Annotated in this window: 13 protein-coding genes and 1 pseudogene; 1 reads left to right on the top strand and 13 read right to left on the bottom strand. The window is 58.5% G+C overall.

What is annotated here, in order from left to right:
* Positions 1–24 precede the first annotated feature (24 nt).
* Positions 25–1,158, bottom strand: coding sequence for an ABC transporter ATP-binding protein (locus C2L64_RS20930; RefSeq protein ID WP_009771136.1), 1,134 nt, complete (start codon positions 1,156–1,158; stop codon positions 25–27).
* A gap of 263 nt (positions 1,159–1,421) precedes the next feature.
* Between C2L64_RS20930 and C2L64_RS20925 the strand changes: the two genes are divergently transcribed.
* Positions 1,422–2,450, top strand: a complete 1,029-nt coding sequence (locus C2L64_RS20925) for a LacI family DNA-binding transcriptional regulator (protein ID WP_009771137.1) — start codon at positions 1,422–1,424, stop codon at positions 2,448–2,450.
* Between the two features lie 565 nt (positions 2,451–3,015).
* On the opposite strand, the gene C2L64_RS20920 is transcribed toward C2L64_RS20925, so the two are convergent.
* The 12 genes and pseudogenes from C2L64_RS20920 to C2L64_RS20865 all read right to left on the bottom strand — a co-directional run bounded on the left by C2L64_RS20920 (position 3,016) and on the right by C2L64_RS20865 (position 15,651).
* Complete coding sequence (locus C2L64_RS20920; protein WP_009771138.1) at positions 3,016–4,065, bottom strand: 2,3-butanediol dehydrogenase; 1,050 nt, start codon at positions 4,063–4,065, stop codon at positions 3,016–3,018.
* A 211-nt stretch (positions 4,066–4,276) separates the two neighbouring features.
* A complete protein-coding gene (locus tag C2L64_RS20915) occupies positions 4,277–5,431 on the bottom strand; it encodes a hypothetical protein (protein WP_009771139.1) in 1,155 nt (384 codons plus the stop codon).
* 181 nt (positions 5,432–5,612) lie between these two features.
* On the bottom strand, positions 5,613–6,392 hold the full coding sequence (locus C2L64_RS20910; RefSeq protein ID WP_009771140.1) for an acetoin reductase: 780 nt from the start codon (positions 6,390–6,392) through the stop codon (positions 5,613–5,615).
* Between the two features lie 195 nt (positions 6,393–6,587).
* A complete protein-coding gene (locus tag C2L64_RS20905) occupies positions 6,588–8,390 on the bottom strand; it encodes an NAD(P)/FAD-dependent oxidoreductase (RefSeq protein WP_079500919.1) in 1,803 nt (600 codons plus the stop codon).
* A gap of 101 nt (positions 8,391–8,491) precedes the next feature.
* Positions 8,492–9,634, bottom strand: a complete 1,143-nt coding sequence (locus tag C2L64_RS20900; RefSeq protein WP_009771142.1) for a sigma-54-dependent Fis family transcriptional regulator — start codon at positions 9,632–9,634, stop codon at positions 8,492–8,494.
* 490 nt (positions 9,635–10,124) lie between these two features.
* Positions 10,125–10,293, bottom strand: a pseudogene (locus C2L64_RS20895) (transposase); the annotation flags it as partial.
* Positions 10,294–10,554: 261 nt separating this feature from the next.
* On the bottom strand, positions 10,555–11,292 hold the full coding sequence (locus C2L64_RS20890; protein WP_009771143.1) for an amino acid ABC transporter ATP-binding protein: 738 nt from the start codon (positions 11,290–11,292) through the stop codon (positions 10,555–10,557).
* 27 nt (positions 11,293–11,319) lie between these two features.
* Complete coding sequence (locus C2L64_RS20885) at positions 11,320–11,991, bottom strand: amino acid ABC transporter permease (protein WP_009771144.1); 672 nt, start codon at positions 11,989–11,991, stop codon at positions 11,320–11,322.
* A gap of 12 nt (positions 11,992–12,003) precedes the next feature.
* A complete protein-coding gene (locus C2L64_RS20880; protein ID WP_009771145.1) occupies positions 12,004–12,759 on the bottom strand; it encodes an amino acid ABC transporter permease in 756 nt (251 codons plus the stop codon).
* 30 nt (positions 12,760–12,789) lie between these two features.
* Positions 12,790–13,689 (bottom strand): amino acid ABC transporter substrate-binding protein, encoded by a 900-nt coding sequence (locus tag C2L64_RS20875; RefSeq protein WP_009771146.1) that lies wholly within the window; start codon positions 13,687–13,689, stop codon positions 12,790–12,792.
* A 202-nt stretch (positions 13,690–13,891) separates the two neighbouring features.
* Complete coding sequence (locus C2L64_RS20870; RefSeq protein ID WP_090838520.1) at positions 13,892–14,563, bottom strand: RraA family protein; 672 nt, start codon at positions 14,561–14,563, stop codon at positions 13,892–13,894.
* Between the two features lie 140 nt (positions 14,564–14,703).
* On the bottom strand, positions 14,704–15,651 hold the full coding sequence (locus C2L64_RS20865) for a LysR substrate-binding domain-containing protein (protein WP_009771147.1): 948 nt from the start codon (positions 15,649–15,651) through the stop codon (positions 14,704–14,706).
* Positions 15,652–15,658 lie beyond the last annotated feature (7 nt).

The raw sequence follows: 15,658 nt of genomic DNA, 5'->3' as shown, positions 1-15,658 counted from the left end.
GTCTCCTGATGTTTTTTTGCCCGCTTATACGGCGAGGCCTTCGTCGGTGAACAGATGGCACGACGCCGGATCGAAGGTGAGCTTTACGGACTCACCAGGGCGCACTGACGTATTGCCCTGGACCTTTACTAAAATCGTCGTCCCGTCAGGTTCGCTGCAATGCAGATAGCTTTGCTCGCCAAGTCGCTCGATAAGCGAGACGGTGCGGGTCAAGCTCGCCCCTCCAGATCGTGCGCGACCATCTGCATAACCTTCATCGACAGAGATATGTTCAGGGCGCACGCCGAGCGTCACAGACTGTCCTGGTCCCAGTCGTCCGTGGGTATTCTCAAAGCGAACCTGCTCTTGGGACTTCGAGAGGGTGATAGTGGTGGCGGACCGATCAGTACTGCTTACTCTTGATGGCAAAAAATTCATCTGTGGAGACCCGATAAACCCCGCAACGAAGCGGCTGTTCGGGCGCAGATAGAGGTCCATAGGGGAACCGACCTGTGCGATGCTCCCTGCCTCGGCGGCATCACGACTCACATTAAGCAACACAATTTTGTCTGCCAAGGTCATCGCCTCAACCTGGTCGTGTGTCACGTAGACCGTACTTGCCTCGTTGAAACGCCGGTGGATACGTGCAATTTCCACTCTTGTCTGGCCGCGCAGCGTGGCATCAAGATTGGAGAGTGGCTCGTCGAAAAGGAACACACCGGGCTCGCGAACGATGGCTCGCCCGATAGCAACGCGTTGGCGTTGGCCTCCCGATAGTGCTGCTGGTTTTCGGTCCAGCAGCGATTGAAGTTGGAGAATCCTCGCGGCCTCTTCGACTTTTCGATCGACTTCCGAGGCGCTAACCTTGGCCAGTTTCAGACCGAAGCTCATGTTTTCCGCAACCGTCATATGCGGAAATAGCGCATAACTCTGAAACACCATCGCCACACCGCGTTTGGCTGGAGGCACCGAATTAACGGCGCGGCCGCCTATTGAGATCTCGCCTTCGCTTGGGTCCTCGAGACCTGCAATTATTCGCAGGAGAGTTGACTTGCCGCAGCCCGAGGGGCCGAGGAAGACGCAAAACTCATCGTGACCAATTTCCAGATTGACGTCGCGCAGGACGGGCGCGTTACCGTCAAATTGCTTCGAGATGTTTCGCAAGGATATGGCTGCCACCACTTGTCTCCGAATTTGGTTTAACGTTAAATCAAACCTTTCAAAAAATACGGCCGGTGGCCGTTTGAGCAGGTTCAACAACGAGTGCGTGGCGCAAAGGTAGCAGCCGAGGATTCGCTTTGCAAGGATTTTTTGCCCAGGGTTCTCACTCCCCCCGAGCACGCGAACTTGGTAACATCGGCTTTCGTGACGGGTTTTTCGCATAAGTTAAGCGACTTTGTAAAAGCACTTCTGGGACGGGTATGAACAAGCGGGAAAGCCTGATGGCTACGATCAAGGAAGTCGCGGAACTGGCGGGCGTGACGCCCACAACGGTATCGAATGTGCTTCGCGACAGGGGACGTGTCGGAACTGCGACGCGCGAAAGAGTATTGAATGCCGTCGCGGCGAAGGGTTACCGCCCAAACCTGAACGCACGCGCTCTGGTCGAGCGTCGCGCACCAACGCTCGCTCTCATGCTGGGGTGCATCACCAATCCGTTTTATCCCGAATTTACCTTGCAGACTAACAATGCCGCTCGACGGCACGGGCGCTTCCTTTTAGTTTGCAACACTGACTATGAACCGGATGGCGGGAGTGGATTTCTGGCAGAGGTAGCGGGTTCGCTGTCCGATGGAGTTCTCGTGGCGAACACCGGCAGCCTTCAGGTCGACGAGCTTAAATCCATTCAGGCAACGGGCACGCCAGTCGTAATTTCCGTCTGGGAGTTTCCAGACGTCGACCCCGGCATTCCCTGCGTCGCCTTCGATTCCCACAAGGCAGGGTATATCGCCACGGACCATTTGCTTGACCTGGGTCACAGTCGAATTGGCGCGCTGGTGGGCAGCGAAAAAAATGGCATTCACGGTGGCCGGTACAAGGGCTTCTGCGACGCCCTGCGAGCCAGGAAGGTCAAGCATCTCAAGACAGACGCTCGGTTCGGCACCGACTCATATCAAGGTGGTTTCGATGCCGCTCTCGACTTGCTAACCTCGACTCCCGATCTCACAGCGATTTTTGTGTCGAATGACCTGCCTGCGCTCGGTGCGCTGAACGCAGCGGCCTCGCTGGGGTTCAATGTCCCCGAAGATCTTTCGATCGTGGGCATCACAAACATCGAATTGACGAGCCAGTCGCGACCAGCGCTAACCACGGTTGCGATTCCAACGGCCGAGATGGCAGAGAAAAGTGTGGACCTCCTCATCAAGCTGGCATCTAATGACCCCGATGCACCAGCAATGGTGCGAACGGCAGATCCGGTGTTGATAAAGCGTGCGTCCACGGCTGCGCCAAAGAGCCGCGCCACAAAATAACGGGACCTACGTGATCACCGGCTTTCTGCTCTCCCAAGCCTGCTGCAGGCGTATAAGCTCATTGAACTACTTTAGTCATGCGAGGGATCAGCGATTAGCGCGAAAGCACGGGAAGTTGGCCCGGAAGAAGAGTCGTTCGAGGCATCAGGTCTGCAATGCGCCCTCAGGCGCATGCCTAACGGCGTATGGGCTGGATACGTCGCGCTGCCAGCCACGCATCCGCTGTATCGTCAGCGGCGCGATGTGCGTGTCTGCGTGCCGGGAGCGTTCGCAGGTCGTGCGCTTGATGCCCGACGCGTGGCAATGGCTGACGTTCGCGGCCTCAAACGGAAAGCGGAAGCTGGTGTGAATCCGACGCGGTCGCGCCACTGTGTCTGTCTCTGCATTTTCACGCCTTGAGTCAGGGGGCAGACCTCTTTCCGTTCCTGCATCGGACTCAACAGGGGCGAGAAACCCCACGGAGCCGCACATGAACATCACATTTTCCTCGCGCCTGCCATTGCGCGGCGGGTGCGCCAAAGCCGCTTCCGTAAGGTAAACTCACCCGCCCTTCCGCAACTGGGTTCTATTGTGCCGGGTCAACCAACACTTTCATTTTCCGCCCAGCTCGCAGTTCCTCGAAACCTTCTGAAAGCACATTCTCCAGCGGCACGGTTTCCACCCAACCCGTGGTCCTGTAGTGTCCGCGCTCCATCAGATCGATCACGCTCTTGTAGTCCTTGCCTGTGTAACAGAGCGTCCCCTGTATGCGCCGTTCACGCATAACGGTCTCGAGCAATGGTGTAAGCATTGGCTTGTCGTAGATCGCAACACTCACAAGAGTCCGGTGCTCGCCCAACGATTTCAACGCAGACGAGATTGCCGCCGGCACGCCAGCCGCGTCGTACGCGGCATCGACTCCTTCACCGTTGGTTCTGTCCGCGATAAAGGCCGGCACGTCAATGCTCGTCGGATCGATAGTGCGCGCTCCTAGCCCTTCAATTGCTTTGCGACGGATCGCCGATGGTTCTACCACGTCGATCTCGGTTACGCCCATACCGCGCAAAGCGAACCACAGACCTATGCCAATCGGACCCGCGCCGAAAATAAGCGTACGACTCTGGTTGGTCACTTCCCCGAGGGTGGCCGCATGGTAGGCGACCGCCATCGGCTCGACTAGCGCGCCCATTTCGACGGGGACGTTGCCGGGTAGCTTGTGAACCATGTGGCTCGGTACGACCGCATATTCCGCCATGCCGCCATCGGACGAGAGTCCCTGAAAGCCGACACATCTGCACACGTTGTAGAAGCCGGACCTACATGGCCTGCACATGCCACAGCGAATCACCGGTTCGATCGCGACGTTATCCCCTTCCTCGATGCCGTTGACGTCGGGCCCCACTTCCACCACAGTTCCGGAGAACTCATGCCCGATCACCACGGGCAACGTCCTGCCAGTCAGTGGATGTGGCTCAGTCTTTGGAATCAGGACCGGACCGTCGTAGTATTCGTGGATGTCGGTACCGCAAATGCCGTTTCGACTGACCTTGATCTTCACTTCGCCTTTCGATGGCGACGGCTCTGGAACATCGTCAATTGTGATTTGGCGATTACCATAGTAGACAGCAGCTTTCATAGTGAACGACTCCTTCTGTTAAATACAGAATTCACGTCGCACGTCACAATGCAACGCTCTTTGCCCGCTGACCAGTGGGCGGCTACTAACGTGGTGACCTTTCTTTCGATTAGCCTGAAACACTACCTGGATAGTGAATGTCAACCTAATGGGAAAACTGCCGTCTCGGTTGATATGGTTTCAGAAAATCAGAACTTTCCCGGTTCTTTGATCAATTCGCTGATTTCTTTTTGGAGAGACCGTAAAATTCAAAATAGACGGCATAAATCAGCATGACGTAGTTAAGTAGATCGACCCAGGTGAGCGGATCACCGCCAAAGCCGGGTACAATTTCCGCTTCATGAAGTACCGAGACGGCAAACCATCGCGTATAGACTTCAAAAGAGATCAAACCAAGGCCCCAGCAAATCGATGCGCGTATTACACGATTCGTCGATATGCCGAACCGGTTCGGCCAATTGCCCGCAACGTTGACCCAGAAGATCAGCCAGAAAGCGATCCATACACCTAACTGCGCGGGCCAGATTCGGAGCGTTGTACCGAGTTTTTCGACAGCGTTGGAAGGAATGAGAACCCATTTGAGCAGCGCGAGATGTCCTGCATAGAGTGCTGTCCCCAGTAGAAAATTGCCGACCAGTGCCGCGAGCGCCGTGTGACTTTTCCGCTTCAGCATGCTCCACGGCCAGTTGTCGAAAATAAGGAAAGTAGTTAGCCACGCGACGATAACGGAATAGAACCAACCGATCGCCACTGGCAGTTCCAGCAGGGGCGCGTGAGGCTCAGAAGCAGTCGTCAAGTTCGGGTATATAAGCAGAAAATAACCTAGTCCCGTGAGGCAACAACCGCAGGCCAGTTGCGCAACACTGCCCGCTACAGGTCTCAGCCCGCTATCTGACCATGGCCATCCGGACATGCCTGTAGCCAGGATGCCGAAGCCATAAAAGCCGATCAGCACGATAAGGCCGGCCGCACCATACCCAACACCGCCGACTGAGGTAAACGTCGGATCCAATGCTCCATAGCCGTAGACGAGTACGCCCGGCAAGAGGAATGCAAGTCCAACCGTAACAACGGTGGCGATACAGCCCCGGGCAGGTTGTTTGAACGTCGAGAACCCGGCCATGCCGAAATTGAAGCCGATGAAAACGAGCACCAGGATGCCCCAGAACAGGTACATGCCGAACGGCTGCGGGGAATACTTCCAGACGGCCAATTTTGCATCGACAAACAAACGCCATATGCCAAGGCTTATGGCATGCACAACAAAGAACACAGCAATTGAGAACACGAAAGGCTGCAGTACTAATCCCGTAGGCGCAATGGAGAGTTCCTCTTGCGCAGCAATGTTGGAGCTGGTGGGTTCCATGATCGGCATATCCAGTACGATAAAAGCCCGATCGAATAGCGCGCTGGACCCACTATGGTCAATCGCGCGCTTGAAAATCGGACGAAAAGAGCGCCGCCGCGTCGGTCAACGTGGCGCGTTGGACTGAACGGGCGTCGACCGGCGACTGGTCGATCCGGCCAGATACGGGGGCGCCAGCACGCTATCGGTAAACCAGTCCTCCGTCGATCATCGGTGCCTGTCCGGTCATATAGTCAGAATCAGGTCCGGCCAGGTAGGAAACCAATCCAGCAACGTCGTCTGGCGTTTCGGCGCGACCTAGTGCTATCCCATCCACATATTTTTTGTATGTTTCGCCGACGGGCACACCTGTTATTTCAGCCATGCGTTTGTCTATCTCAACCCACATGTCCGTCCCGACTACACCTGGACAATAGGCATTGACCGTGATCCCGTCACTCGCCAGTTCCTTGGCCGCCGCTTGCGTCAACGCCCGAACCGCGAACTTCGTTGCGCAATAGACGCCAAGCAGTGCGAATGCATCATGACCCGCAATCGAAGCCGCATTGATGATTTTCCCCTTCTTTTTAAGCGCCTTGAATTTCTTCGCGGCAGCCTGAATGCCCCATAGAACGCCCTCGATGTTAACCTTCAGAATCCGCTCTACCTCAGCCGGCGTGACATCGAGAAGCGCTTGCACTTGAGCGATCCCGGCGTTGTTCACCATGATGTCAAGGGTGCCTAGTTCACCTGCGGCATGTTCGACAGCAGCGTAGATTTCGTCCCGCTTCGACACATCAGCCACGTAGATGGTCACCCGTCGGCCGAGATCGCGAATCTCGGCGGCAACCACCTGCAATTTCTCTACATTGATGTCAACCAACGCAAGATCGGCACCGTCCCTCGCAAGCCGCAACGCAATGCCGCGGCCGATACCTTGCCCGGCGCCCGTGACGAGCGCCACCTTCGTATGAATGGTCATCGGATTTCCTTCGTAGAAATTTAAGCCGGCAGCCCTATTTCCCAACTTCAACAAGAATGTGCTACCGGACCGTCGCTTTCATCATGCGCAGAACACACTGCAGTTCCGCCATGCGTATCGCCACACGAGAGAATTTTTATGTCTGATCCCTGCCAACACCTTGACCTGTGTTCAGCGCCAAACGTCCGCGTTGCATTACGACAGGTGATGAACTTCCTGCAGTCCGAATACGGGCGTCAGAATGCCTTCCATACGCGCCTTCAGTTGCAGCGACAGATACTGCGAGTAGTGGCGCGACTGATGCAGATTGCCGCCGTGGAACCACAGCGCCTGCTGTTGCGTCGGCTTCCACATGTTGCGCTGCTCGCCTTCCCACGGTCCCGGATCTTTCGTCGTAGCGGAGCCGAGGCCCCACACTTTGCCCACCTTGTCGGCGACTTCGCGAGAGATCAGATCGGCGGCCCAGCCGTTCATCGATCCATAACCCGTCGCATAGACAACGAGGTCCGCCGGCAACTCGGTGCCGTCCGACAGCAGCACCGAATGCGCTTTCAGCTCCACCACGTCGACGCCACTTTTCAACTTGATCTTGCCATCGGCGACGAGGTCGGACGCGCCGACGTCGATGTAATAGCCCGAGCCGCGCCGCAGATACTTCATGAAGAGACCCGAGCCGTCGTCGCCGAAATCGAGCATGAAGCCCGCGCGTTCGAGCCGCGCATAAAACTCGGCGTCGCGTTCGCGGATCCTCTCGTAGACAGGAATCTGGAACTCGTGAAGGATCTTGTACGGCAACGATGCGAAGGTCATGTCGGCTTTCCATGTCGTCATACCCGAGGCGACCGCGCGCTCGGAATAAAGATCGCCGAGCGCATGCTCCATCAGCGATTCCGACTTCACGATATGCGTCGACGAGCGCTGCACCATGGTGACGTCGACGCCCGCTTCCCATAACGCGCCACAGATGTCGTGCGACGAATTGTTCGCGCCGATCACGACCACTTTCTTGCCGCGATACGCGTCTGGTCCGGGATGTTGCGACGAATGGTGCTGCTCACCCTCGAACACGTCGCGGCCTTTGAACTCGGGAATATTCGGTTTGCCCGACATGCCCGTCGCGAGCACGAGTTGTTTGGGGCGCAGCGTCAGCGTCTCGCCGCCACGCTCGACTTCCACCACCCATTCTTTCGCGGCTTCGTCGTAGCGCGCCGATTTGCAGGTGGTCGAGCTCCAGTAGTTCAGCTCCATCACCTTCGTGTACATCTCGAGCCAGTCGCCCACTTTGTCCTTCGGGGTGAAAACCGGCCAGTTGTCGGGAAACGGCAGATAAGGCATGTGGTCGTACCAGACGGGATCGTGCAGGCACAGGGTCTTGTAGCGCTTGCGCCATGCATCGCCCGGCTTGTCGTTCTTGTCGATGATGATGGTCGGCACGTTCAGTTGCCGCAGTCGCGCACCCAGCGCGATGCCGCCCTGTCCGCCACCGACGATCAGACAATACGGCTGCTTCGTCACCCCCAGCGTTTCGCTCTCATGCTCGCGATGTTCCTTCCAGCTCGTTCGACCTGCGCGCGCGCCGTGCTCCGCGCCCATCGGCCGCTTGAAATTCTTCGGCTCTTCGTGGCCCTTCAGTTCGCTCATCACCGTGAGCAGCGTCCAGATCCGGCCGTTCTTCAGGCGGATGAAACCATTGCCGCGCGCGACGCCAGTCTCGAACGTGATCCACGCCTGCGCGAGTCCATCCGCTTCGGTTTCGGGCTCACCGGTTGCGACGCGGAAATTCGAGGGATCGGCCGTATCCAGTTGCGCCTCCAGCATCGCGGCGACCTGTTCGCGTCCTTCCATGGTCTTGATGTTCCAGGTGAAACTCACGAGGTCGCGCCAGTAGCAGTCCGGCTGGAACAGCTCGACTACGGCGGGAATGTCCCGGTTCGCGAGCGCAGTGTTCAGGCGCTCGAGCACGCCTGCTGCAACGGAGATCGGATTGGTTTCGGCCACGGTTACTCCTCCATTAGAACGGATGGTCAATACATTGCTAAAGGCGGGTTTCTCTCCCGCCCGGGAACTGGAACTGGCTGGAACGGCAAAAGCCGCGTGAATCAGCGCCGATGTGGAGGCACGATGCTGTGCTTTGCGATGCGCCGGTAGAGCGTCGCCCGCGACATGCCGAGCAGCTTCGCCGCTTCGACCGGGCGCCATTTGGCCGTCGTGAGGGCGTTGACGATACGTCGCCGTTCGGTCGTATTGGCTTCGCAAACGGGTGCTTTGGGTGCACTAGCGGCGGCGGCCGGTGTGTTGTGCCGGTGCAGCGTATGGAGCACCGGCGGGCGCACCCGCGCGAAAAGCGGCTCGCCGCTGCGCGCGAGCCGCAGCGATATAAAGTCGCTCCCCATGCGGGCATCGAGAAGCCGTAAGGCGCGGGTATTGAAGAGTTCCGACGCATCGCACGGCAAGCGCTCGAGTCCCGGCACGCACTCCTTTGCCCGGCGGTTCGCGGCAACAGCCCGGCCGCGCTCGTCGAAGGCAATGAGGATCTCGGGCTGCGATTCCACGTAGTGGCGGTTGCGGTGTGCGAGCATCACCCAGCGGTGCGTCGTGGCATGGAGAAAATAGCTGTTTTCGATCAGCACCGCGCTTTGCCGCACGATATGGTTGACGAGGCGCTGGCTTTCGCGTTCGTCCGGCGACCGTACGGCCGATGCGTCCAGCACGCCGATCAGCTCGCCGGAAAGGCCGAAGATGGGTGAAGCGCTGCACGTCAGCGTAGTGAACGCGGCGCGAAAATGGTCGAACTTGTGCACCGTGATCGGCTCGCGGTCGAGCAGCACGGTCGCGATGCCGCAGGTGCCTTCCTCGCGCTCCGACCAACACGAACCCGGGTACAGCCCCGCGCGCTTGAACGCGTTGCGCCGGTCAGGGTCGACGCGATAGTCGATCGTCACTCCAGCCGCGTCGGTAAGCATCACGCAATAGTCAGCTTCTCGCACCATCTCGTGCAGCTGCGACAGGCACTGCCCCGATGCGCGCAGCACCGGTTCCTCGCGTTGGCGAACATCGCGAAGCTCCGGCGTCGTGAGGATACGGGGCCCGACCGTGGCACCCGGATCGAGGTGATATTGTTCAAGCGAACGCCGGTACGATGACACGAGTCGGGGCGACGCACCGTCGCCCGCGCGGGAAGTACGCGCCTCGATCGCACTGCGCACGCGTTCGATATGTCGGGTCTGCGGAACATAGGGCATGGCGAGTCTCCGGCGGTCCGATAGCGTCGCGCACAATACGTCGTTGCGCGGCACACCGATACTTCGTTGGTTCAAGCGTTGTACCACGCGCGTTCGCCGAGATCACACCGCAATGCACCATCGACGTCATTGAGACTTCCGTCTCAGTTGACAGGATCGACTACCCTCTCGTTACGCGGACGCCGCTGAACAAGTCTCACGTACGATTTTCCTTGTCGGGGCCCCCTGGTTTTGCGAGCAATTTCCGGGTCAAAGCGAACCGCGAACGATATGGTTTTGTCTGGCCTCCCGTATATTTTTCAATCGAATCAGCAACGTGCTGCCTGCCCCTAACAGGCTGTTGAAAAGCGTTCAATCACGACGGCAAGGATTGCTCATGTAATTTTCGTATGCGATTTGCTGCTGAATCTATCGCTTCGCCGAGCGGTTTTTTCGGACGATACACATGCGTGCAAGGCCCTTCGCAGCGCAGCGCCCGCGCGGGGGCGGCTCATTGCGCCGCCTCTTGCGACACCACATCTGCCATCCGCACCATGCGGGTCATGGTTGCTCGCCACCATCGTCAGCTTGAAATGTTGGTCCACGCGCTTGATGCCGCGATAGACTGTCTGCCTGATCTTGCCAACGGTCTTGCCCCAGGAGAAATGCTCTTCCGTTCGAATGCAGCTAGCAGTCGTCGTCGATTGTCAATGAACGAGCCCTCACGACCCTGAGCCGACCTTCACCGACTCATACTCGGAATGGCCGCTGAGGAAAGGTGAACGGACATCATCGATCTCTCTATGTCGATGAAAACCGCATAGTTACAACAGTGCAGGTGATTCAGTCGTCGAGTAAGTGACGATCCTGTCCTTGCAAGTTGGCGAAAGCGCCGGCTGTCTCACGCGAAATTTGGCTCAGCCTGTACGAGTTCTCCGCGGCTAATGCTGAATGATCTTGCTCAGAAAATCCTTTGTGCGCGGCTGCCGGGCCGTCGGATTGCCGAAGAACTCGTCGCGCGTGCAGTCCTCGAGAATGCGCCCGCCGACATCCATGAAGACGATGCGACTACCGACGCGTGAAGCAAATCCCATCTCATGCGTCACACACATCATGGTCATGCCGTCGTCTGCGAGCGCGGTCATCACGTCGAGCACCTCGCCGACCATTTCCGGATCGAGCGCAGATGTAGGTTCGTCGAACAACATGACAACGGGATCCATCGATAACGCACGCGCAATCGCAACGCGCTGTTGCTGCCCGCCCGACAACGTGCCCGGATATTTGTCCTTGTGCGCCAGGAGGCCGACGCGAGCGAGCATTTTGAGGCCACGTGTTCGTGCCTCGTCGAAGCTGCGTCCGAGCACCTTCGTCTGCGCGAGCGTGAGGTTGTCAGTGACGCTCAGATGCGGGAACAGCTCGAAATGCTGAAAGACCATACCGACACGGCTACGCAGCTTCGGCAGGTTCGTGCGTGGCGAATTGACGTGCGTGCCATCGATATGGATAGCACCTTTCTGGATTGCTTCGAGCGCATTGATGGTCTTGATCAGCGTCGATTTGCCTGACCCCGAAGGCCCGCATACGACAACAACTTCGCCCTTCGCGATCGACAAGGAGCATCTGTCCAGCACCTGGACCGTGCCGTACCACTTCGAGACATCGCGCATTTCGATCATGGGCTTCATCTGGCTCATGGATATCCTTCAACGAATAATCTGAACTCGCTTCTGCACGAGTCGCACAGCCGTGGACAACGCCATGCAGACGAGGAAGTACACGACTGCGGCAAGCAGGTAAGCTTCCACCGGCCGGCCGACATTCTTTCCCGCTGTTTCAAATCCCTTTAGCAGGTCGTACGCGCCGATGGCATAGACGAGCGAGGTGTCCTGAAACAAGATGACGACTTGCGTCAGAAACACCGGCAGCATGTTGCGGAACGCCTGCGGCAGCACGACGAATCGCATGTTTTGCCCGTACGTCATCCCGAGCGCAAAGCCCGCATTGAACTGCCCTCGTGCAATAGCCTGAATCCCCGCGCGGACGATCTCAGAGAAGTACGCCGCTTCGAAGGCGACGAACGTCACGACCGCCGACATTTCCGCGCCGACGGGTCTGCCCGTCACGAACGGAATGATGAGGAAGAACCACAGCAGCACCATGACCAGCGGAACGGAGCGCATGATGTTGACGTAAATGGCGACCGGCCGTTCGAGAGTCGGTTTGCCGAGCAACCGCACAAGTGCCAGCACCGTACCGAAGCAGATTCCGCCGAGCGTCGCGACGATGGTCAGCCACACGCTGTAGCCCAGACCTTTCGCGACGAATGGCGCGACGACATCCCAGCGGAAGAAATCGAGGTCGAGAGTGCCTGGCATCGCTCCGACTCCTCAATGAACGGCGGCGGCGCCAGCCGACCCGAACCCAGGAATCCGCGCCCTGCGCTCGATGACATGCATCAGGCGGTTCACGCCGAAGGCCGTCAATCCATACAATACAGTGGCCGCGAGATACATCTGAATGGGTGCGGCGGTTTCCTCTCCCGCCTGTCGGGCGAAGAACGTCAACTCGGTGATAGAGACGGCAAAGGCGACAGACGAATTCTTCACGACGTTCATCGCCTCCGACGTGAGCGGCGGAATGATGATGCGCAAGGCCATCGGTAACAGCACATGGCGATAGGTTTGCGCTGTGGTCAGCCCAAGCGCGAGCGCCGCATGACGCTGACCGCGCGAGAGCGAGCGGATGCCAGCGCGCACCTGCTCCGCGATGCGCGCCGACGTGAACAAGCCGATCGCAACGATGACGAGCAACGCGGGCGAGCACTTCTTGAGCAACGGAAAGGCATCGGGAATGACGAAGTACCAGAGAAAGATCTGAACGAGCAACGGAATGTCGCGGAAAAGCTCAACCCATGCCGCGCCAAGTGACGCAAGCCACGGTCTGTCCGGCAACGTGCGCAACGTTCCCACAGCCACGCCGACGATCAACGCGACCAGCAGCGCGCCGAGCGAGACCGTCAACGTCCAGCTCCATGCCGAAAGAATCCAGTTCAGATAGGTCTGGTCGCCACGGCTGCCGAAGCAGTCTGCGATCAAATCGCCCGTCGTCGTTTCCTTGCAGAACACGCTCCAGTCCAGCGCCATCTCCTCTCTCCCTGTGTCGATACAATTGGGTTACCGCGCCGCGTAGCTTTCCATCGGCAGATCGTTTGGCTGCGCCCACAGCTTGACCAGCGCTTCGGGTGGCTCCATGTTCATCCGGATTCCGCGTGGGGGAATCGGCTGAACAAACCATTTGCTCCACAGCGTTTTCATCTCGCCGCTGGCGTCCATCTTTCGGATCGTGCCGTCAACGACCTTCTTGAAGTCGGGATCGTCCTTGCGGAACATGATGGCAATCGGTTCCGTGTTGAACGGCTCGCCCGTGACCGTATAAGCGGCCGGGTTACGCGAGATCGCGATGGTCGCGCGCAGCACGCCCTGATCGAGCACCCACGCATCGGCACGGCCCGATTCAAGCATCAGGAAGCTATCGGCGTGATCCTTGCCGTAGAGGTCCGTCCAGTTCAGGCCCGCCGCGCGTTCATGCTGACGCAGGTGCTGGATCGCAGTCGTTCCCGTCGTCGCCACCACCGTTTTGCCGGAGAGGTCGCGCAGGTTGCGAATGCCTGAATCCGCCCTTACGGCCATGCGATCTTCTTCGATATAGGTCGTGACCGAGAACGCGACGTCCCGCGCACGCGCCTGGTTGTTCGTCGTCGAACCGCATTCGAGATCCACCGTACCGTTCTGCACGAGCACGACACGATTCTGCGAATTGACGGTCTGATACTTCACATCGAGCTTAGGCAAGCCCAGTTGCGTTCGAATGGCGGAGACAATCTGTTTGCAGATGTCCATCTGAAAGCCGATGGGCTGGCCGTCGCCGCCCGTGTACGACAGCGGAATCGAACTGTCCCGCACACCAAGCGTGATCGACTGCGACGCCTTGATTTTCGCGAGCGTGGATTCTTCCGCTGCGGCGATCTGGGTCGTTACGCAGCAGGCCATTGCGACAAGCATCCATGTTTTCATCGTCATCCTCCGATTCTTGCGAGTCCGCGAATTGCAGTTTGTGGACACATGCTCGGATGCGCAAAAAGCCACGTCTATTCCGATTTCAGGAAGAGTTCGATACGTCGAGCCTATTGAAACGGCGATAAAAAAACGGCGATGCCAATCGACATCGCCGCCAGGTGTTACGGGAGGGAAGTTTCGAAAAATCGATGCCGATGTGCTATTCGCTCAGCCCATGCGCTGCCAGCACCTTATGAAGCCATTCCTGATCGCGAGCGCCCGTCGCGATCTCATCCTTGATGCGAGACTCGTTCGCAGCAATCTTCGCGACTGCATCGAGGATTCTTCGTGCGTCGCTCGCCGGAAAGGACACGACGCCGTCTTCGTCTCCGACAACCAGATCGCCCGGCGCAACGACTTGTCCGCCGACAGACACGGGCACATTGATCGTGCCCGGTCCGACTTTATAAGGACCACGATGACTCGAACCGCGCGCATAGCAAGGGAAATCAGCCTCGAAAAACGCGGCGCTGTCCCGGATAGCGGCGTCCAGCACGAAGCCTGCGCATCCGCGCTGTTGTGCGTAAAGCATGATGAGTTCGCCGACCAGTGCGTTGGTCGTGTCCGCGCCGCCGTCCACGACGAGGACGTGACCGGGCGACATATCCATCAACGCCTTGTAGATCAGAAGATTGTCGCCAGGGCGCGTCTTGACGGTAAACGCGGTGCCGACCAGCTTCCGACTGCGGTGATATCGCGTCAGGCCGACCACACCTGAAACGCGCTGAAGGCTGTCGCTGATATGCGGCGTCACGATCTGCCGTAGCGCCTCGACGATCTCGGACGGCGCCAGCGCGGGCGGCGGATGAATATTGAACTCGGAACTCGACACGGCAACGCTCCTCTTCGGTGGCGGATCAACTTCCCGCAAACGCGCGGGAGAGCGCGGCCAATATCGGGCTTCGTATCCATTCTGTAAATTCCGAAGATCGGAACGAATTATTCTGCCGGGCGTATCGAATATGCCGGGTCCTAAGCTCGATCCGTCCGCCTCTTGCGCGCCGCAGGCGCCTTCCCGACCTGAACCATTCTGCTCCTGGATAGCGTCTCAACGGCTGTGTCGACGATCGGATTCGCCCGCTCGGTAGACCATGCGACGGCCGTGGTGACGACAGTGACCGCCTCTTTCAGCGGCCGGAATACAACGTTATCCGCCGCCAACTTTTTCAGCGAATCGGGCACGAGCGCGATCCCCTGTCCACATCCGACGAAAGCGATTTGCGACGCCACAGAACGCACTTCGTGCAACACGCGTGGCGAAAACCCTGCGCCGCGGCACGTCGCGATGATGCTGTCGTAGTAATTCGGACTGAAGTGCCGCGAAAACATGACGAACGCTTCGTCCGCAAGCGATGCAAGCCGCACGCGCGGCAATTCTGCGAAGCGGTGCGTCTTCGGCAAGGCCACAGCAAGGCGGTCCTGCTTGAGAGCCAGCGACTGAATTGAGGGCCCCTGCTCTCCCTCGAGACGCGCGAATGCAAGATCGATGTCGCCGCGCTCGAGTGCTGGCACCGCCTCGACACTGTCGATCTCTTTGACCGAGACGGTTAGCTGGGGAAACTGCGCCTTCAGATGCTCGATGAAAGGCGGAAGCGTATCGATCATCGCGGACGCGATGGCGCCGATCGTCAATACACCGCTATTTCCCTGCGTCGCTTCCTGTACTGCCAGTTCCAGGCGTTCGAGTTGCTCGGCGAATTTTCGGACTGCCGGCAGGATTGCAGCGCCGACCTGCGTGAGCTTCGCGCCATGCCGTCCGCGCTCGAACAACTTGACCTTCAGCGCCTGTTCGAGCACCTGGATCTGTTCGGTCAAAGGCGGCTGGGACATACCGAGTCGCTGGGCGGCGCGGCCGAAATGCTCTTCTTCGGCGACGGCGAGGAACAACCATAAATGGCGAACGAGTCGAAAGTTGATCATGACATTG

The organism is Paraburkholderia hospita, assembly GCF_002902965.1.
Taxonomy (GTDB): Bacteria; Pseudomonadota; Gammaproteobacteria; order Burkholderiales; family Burkholderiaceae; genus Paraburkholderia; species Paraburkholderia hospita.
Note: the sequence above shows the minus strand (reverse complement) of the source record. Positions and strands in the feature narration are given on the sequence as shown.

Excerpts from the sequence above, each read along its gene's own strand:
- C2L64_RS20925 (WP_009771137.1), top strand. The coding sequence starts at position 1,422 with ATGGCTACGATCAAGGAAGTCGCGGAACTGGCGGGCGTGACGCCCACA.
- C2L64_RS20920 (WP_009771138.1), bottom strand. The coding sequence starts at position 4,065 with ATGAAAGCTGCTGTCTACTATGGTAATCGCCAAATCACAATTGACGAT.
- C2L64_RS20915 (WP_009771139.1), bottom strand. The coding sequence starts at position 5,431 with ATGGAACCCACCAGCTCCAACATTGCTGCGCAAGAGGAACTCTCCATT.
- C2L64_RS20910 (WP_009771140.1), bottom strand. The coding sequence starts at position 6,392 with ATGACCATTCATACGAAGGTGGCGCTCGTCACGGGCGCCGGGCAAGGT.
- C2L64_RS20900 (WP_009771142.1), bottom strand. The coding sequence starts at position 9,634 with ATGCCCTATGTTCCGCAGACCCGACATATCGAACGCGTGCGCAGTGCG.
- C2L64_RS20890 (WP_009771143.1), bottom strand. The coding sequence starts at position 11,292 with ATGATCGAAATGCGCGATGTCTCGAAGTGGTACGGCACGGTCCAGGTG.
- C2L64_RS20885 (WP_009771144.1), bottom strand. The coding sequence starts at position 11,991 with ATGCCAGGCACTCTCGACCTCGATTTCTTCCGCTGGGATGTCGTCGCG.
- C2L64_RS20880 (WP_009771145.1), bottom strand. The coding sequence starts at position 12,759 with ATGGCGCTGGACTGGAGCGTGTTCTGCAAGGAAACGACGACGGGCGAT.
- C2L64_RS20875 (WP_009771146.1), bottom strand. The coding sequence starts at position 13,689 with ATGAAAACATGGATGCTTGTCGCAATGGCCTGCTGCGTAACGACCCAG.
- C2L64_RS20865 (WP_009771147.1), bottom strand. The coding sequence starts at position 15,651 with ATGATCAACTTTCGACTCGTTCGCCATTTATGGTTGTTCCTCGCCGTC.